This is a genomic window from Thiohalorhabdus sp. (assembly GCF_036628635.1).
Classification (GTDB): domain Bacteria; phylum Pseudomonadota; class Gammaproteobacteria; order Thiohalorhabdales; family Thiohalorhabdaceae; genus Thiohalorhabdus.
In genome coordinates this window covers 1-3852 of record NZ_JAZKRM010000098.1, presented here as the reverse complement: position 1 = coordinate 3852, position 3852 = coordinate 1, and the positions used below count along the sequence as shown (strand labels likewise).

The following is a 3852-nucleotide window of genomic DNA, read 5'->3' as shown; positions in this document are numbered from 1 at the left end:
ACGTGGTGGGGCTGGTGGTCTTCGTCATCCTGGTGATCGTGAACTTCGTGGTGATCACCCGCGGGGCCACCCGCGTAGCCGAAGTGAGCGCCCGCTTCGCCTTGGACTCCATGCCCGGCAAGCAGATGAGCATCGACGCCGACCTCAACTCCGGCCTGATCACCGAGGAGGAGGCCAAGCGCCGGCGCGAGGAGCTGGAGGACAGCTCCGATTTCTACGGCTCCATGGACGGCGCCTCCAAGTTCGTTCGCGGCGACGCCATCGCCGGCATCCTGATCACCCTGATCAACGTCATCGGCGGCCTCATCATCGGCACCCTGCAGCACGGCATGGAGCTGGCCGAGGCGGCCCAGGTGTTCACCGTTTTGACGGTGGGTGACGGTCTGGTGACGCAGATTCCGGCCCTGGTGCTGTCCACCTCCGCCGGCATCCTGGTCACCCGGACCGATACCGATACCCACATCTCCGCCGATATCTTTGAGCAGGTCACCGCCCGGCCCCGGGTGCTGGCCGTAACCGCCGGGGTGCTGGCCTTCCTGGCGATCATCCCGGGCCTGCCGTTCGTGCCCTTTGCCCTGCTCGGCCTGGGCGTGGGCGGCGTCGCCTATTACCTGATGCGCACCCCGGCTGCCCCGGCCGAGGCCGAGGCGCAGCCGCCGGCGGAGGTGGAGCCGCCGGAGCCCCCCAGCGAGCAGGAGGAGCAGGCCGAGGTGGACCAGCTGCTATCGGTGGACGCCATGCGCCTGGAGGTGGGCTACGGCCTGGTGAACCTGCTGCAGAGCCAGGACATGCTCGACCGCATCCGCTCCATGCGCCGCCAGATCGCCCGCGAGATGGGCTTCGTGGTGCCGCCGATCCACATCAAGGACAACCTGTCCCTGAACATGTACGAGTACCGCGTCTACATCCGCGATGGGCTGGTGGCCACCGGCCAGGTCAACCCCAACCGTCTTCTGGCGCTCGACAGCGGTGCGGTGACCGAGCGCGTTGCCGGCGAGGAGACGCGGGAGCCGGCCTTCGGGCTGCCGGCGGTGTGGATCGACGAGGACCAGCGCGACGAGGCCGCCTTCAACGGCTACACCGTGGTGGACCCGCCCTCCGCCCTGATGACCCACCTCACCGAGGTGGTCCGCAGCCACGGCCACGAGCTCCTCTCGCGGCAGGCGGTACAACATTTGCTAGACAATCTGGCCAAGGAGTACCCCAAGGTGGTGGAGGAGGTGCTACCGGAGCGCATGACCCTGGGGGCGGTGCAGAAGGTGCTCCAGGCCCTGCTGCGGGAGGGCGTGCCCATCCGCGACCTGCTCACCATCATGGAGACCCTGGGGGATTACGCCCCGGTCACCGGCAGCATCCGGTCGCTGACCGAGCTGGTGCGCCGGTCCCTGGCCCGGGTGATCACCCAGACCTTCAGCAATGCCCAGGGGGTGCTGGCGGTGGTGACCCTGGATCCCGACCTGGAGGAGCAGCTGTCCCAGAACCTGCCCGAGCGGGAGGGCGACGAGATGGCCATCGATCCCAGCTTCGCCCAGTCGCTGCTGCAGGCCACCAACCAGACCTTCGAGCAGGCTTTGGCGGAGATGGACCAGCCCATCCTGCTGACCACCCCGGGCCTGCGGCCGCATCTGGCGGAGCTGCTGTCGGCGTTCATCCAGGGCCTGCGGGTGATCTCCACCCTGGAGCTGACCCGTGACGCCCAGATCCGGAACGTGGCCGCGGTGCGACTGGAAAGGGTGGGGCAGGGGGGATGAGGTGTGGAGAGTGAGGGAGTGAGGAGTGAGGTGTGAGGTGTGAGGTGTGAGGCGCAAAGGCACCGGTGTCCTTTGCGGATCGGTCGGGGGCTTGGGGTTCGCCGTAACCCCTCACGCCTCACTCCTCACCCCTCACTCATGAAGGAGGGAGATCCTTGGCGGTGAGCGCAGCCGAATCGTCGGCGTATTTCGAAGGCAAGACCCTGCGCCAGGCCATGCGCCGGGCCCAGGATGAGCTGGGTCCGAGCGCCCAGATGCTGGATACCTGGCGCCAGCCGGACGGCTCCTGGCGGGTCCATGCGGCGGTCCGGTCCGGCGGTCGGGACGCCGGGGTTGGCGAGGAACCGGCCACCGGGGAGGCCGCGGCGTCCTTCATCCACGATCTCCGCCACGAGGTCGCCGAGCTGAGGCGGCTGGTCACGGTCATGGAGACCGGTCCGGCCTCGGAGGCGGAGGCCCGGCTGCGCAAGCGCGGTCTCTCCCCCGGCGTGGCGCGGGTCCTGTGGCGGGTGGAAAGCCGGGGCCAGCCGTCCGAGCGGGTGGTCAAGCTCTCCGGGGGCCTGCGGGGCGAGCGGGCCCCGGTGCGGGCCGCGCTGGTGGGCCCCACGGGCAGCGGCAAGACCACCACCATTGCCAAGCTGGCAGCACGCTACGCCATGGCGGGCAAATCCGTGTGCCTGGTGGGCACCGATACCTTCCGCATCGGTGCCCTGGACCAGCTCCAGCAGTACGCCCGGATCATGGAAATGCCGCTGTCGGTGGCCCGGGATGCCCATGAGCTGAGCCGGGCGCTGCAGCGGGCGGCGGACTACGACGTGGTCCTGGTGGATACCATCGGCCGCGGCGGGCGCGCGCGCGACGAGGTTGCCGAGCTGGGGGAGCTGTTCCGGGGTCAGGACGGGCTGCGGCGTCACCTGGTGCTGCCCGCCAACGCCGATATCGAAGACGCCCGCGCCGGTTACCAGACCTTCCGCTGCCTGAAGCCGGCCAGCCTGCTGCCCACCAAGCTGGACGAGACCGTGCGCCGCGCCCGGCCGCTGGAGGTGGCGGTGGCCAGCGGCCTGCCGCTTTCGGCGTTCGGCAGCGGCCAGAGGGTTCCGGAGGACTTCGGGTTTTTCTCCTACGCCATGATCCGCCGCCAGCTTTTGGGTCTGGATGACACCGGGGAGGACAGCTAATGGATCAGGCCCAGGGATTGCGCGAAATGGCGCCGCAGTCGGCCGCCAAATCGGAAAAGGGCTCCGGTGGCCCGACCCCGGGGCGCCACCGGGTCATCTCCTTTACCAGCGGCAAGGGCGGGGTGGGCAAGACCAACGTGGTCACCTCCCTGGCGCAGCTGGCGAACCGGCAGGGCCAGCGGGTCCTGGTCATGGATGCCGATCTGGGGCTGGCCAATATCGATGTCCTGCTCGGTGTCCGGCCCAAGCGCACGCTGCAGGACGTGATCGACGGCAAGGTCGGCATCCGCGACGTCCTCATCGAGGGGCCCGGGGGCGTCACCTTCTTGCCGGGCGGTTCGGGGGTCTCCGAGCTGACCAATCTGGAGACGGCCCAGAAGCTGGCCCTCATCGATGCCATCAACGAGTGCGGCGAGGCCTTCGATACCCTGCTGGTGGATACCGGGGCCGGGATCTCGCCCAACGTGCTGTATTTCAATCAGGCCGCCGCGGAGGTGGTGACGGTGGTCACCCCGGAGCCCACCTCCATCGCCGACGCCTACGGCCTGATCAAGGTGCTCCACCAGAAGGGCCGCAAGGGACCCGTCTACGTCCTGGTGAACATGGCCCGGAACGCCTCCGAGGCCAACCACGTGTTTCAGCGCCTGGCCCTGGCCGCCGACCGCTTCCTGGGGCTGGACCTGGTCAATCTGGGCTGGCTGCCCAAGGACAGCCGACTGGAAAGCGCGGTCCGGCAGCAAAAGGCCCTGGTGGATCTCTACCCCCGTTCCAAGGCAGCGAGCCGATTGCAGCGGGTCACCGATCACCTGGTGGCCATGCCGCAGCCGGATATCAGCGGGGAAAGCGGCATGGTGCGGTTCTGGAGTCACCTCCTGGACGAACGGGGTGGCGGCCAGCTCGGTTTCAGCTTCTGAAACAGTGAG

At 68.7% G+C, this 3852-nt stretch carries 3 protein-coding genes; all 3 read left to right on the top strand.

Features of this window, described 5'->3' with window-relative positions:
• Nucleotides 1–1751, top strand: a 1751-nt coding sequence (locus V5A19_RS13915; RefSeq protein WP_332319899.1) for a flagellar biosynthesis protein FlhA, incomplete at its 5' end; no start/stop codon positions are given.
• 161 nt (nucleotides 1752–1912) lie between these two features.
• Complete coding sequence (locus V5A19_RS13910) at nucleotides 1913–2929, top strand: hypothetical protein (protein WP_332319900.1); 1017 nt, start codon at nucleotides 1913–1915, stop codon at nucleotides 2927–2929.
• The gene (locus tag V5A19_RS13905) at nucleotides 2929–3843 is read left to right on the top strand and encodes a MinD/ParA family protein (protein WP_332319898.1); all 915 of its coding nucleotides are present in this window, start codon (nucleotides 2929–2931) and stop codon (nucleotides 3841–3843) included. Before V5A19_RS13910 ends, V5A19_RS13905 begins: the two co-directional genes overlap by 1 nt.
• Nucleotides 3844–3852: the final 9 nt, after the last annotated feature.